Here is a 708-nt window from a genome sequence, read left to right as displayed (position 1 = left end):
CATTTGGTAAAGCTTGTTCGCTTACCACTACCTGAGCTGTTGCTGCTGTGGTACATGGTGCGGTTGCTGCTACTGTATACGTATAGGTATTAGCCCCTGCTAATGCTGGTGACCAAGTTCCGCCTGTCGCTGGACTTCCACCTAAGGCTGCAAATAACTGTGCCGATGTTACCGTGCTTCCTGCACAGATCGTAAGTGTTCCGTTAGTTCCCGCATTTGGTAAAGCTTGCTCGCTTACCACTACCTGAGCTGTTGCTGCTGTGGTACATGGTGCGGTTGCTGCTACGGTATACGTATAGGTATTAGCGCCTGCTAATGCTGGTGACCAAGTTCCGCCGGTAGCAGGACTTCCGCCTAAGGCTGCAAATAACTGTGCTGATGTTACCGTGCTTCCTGCACAGATCGTTAGTGTTCCGTTAGTTCCGGCATTTGGTAAAGCCTGTTCGCTTACCACTACCTGAGCTGTTGCTGCTGTGGTACATGGTGCAGTTGCTGCTACGGTATATGTATAGGTATTAGCCCCTGCTAATGCTGGTGACCAAGTTCCGCCTGCAGCTGGACTTCCGCCTAAGGCTGCAAATAACTGTGCCGATGTTACGGTGCTTCCTGCACAGATAGTAAGTGTTCCGTTAGTTCCCGCATTTGGTAAAGCTTGCTCGCTTACCACTACCTGAGCTGTTGCTGCTGTGGTACATGGTGCGGTTGCTG

General features: G+C 51.1%; 1 pseudogene. It reads right to left on the bottom strand.

Annotation, left to right across the window (positions count from 1 at the left end):
* Nucleotides 1-708: pseudogene (locus tag ACXAG7_RS19910) on the bottom strand (hypothetical protein); the annotation flags it as partial.

Source organism: Tenacibaculum sp. AWR4_210 (genome assembly GCF_056160945.1).
This window is presented reverse-complemented; position numbering and strand designations above follow the sequence as displayed.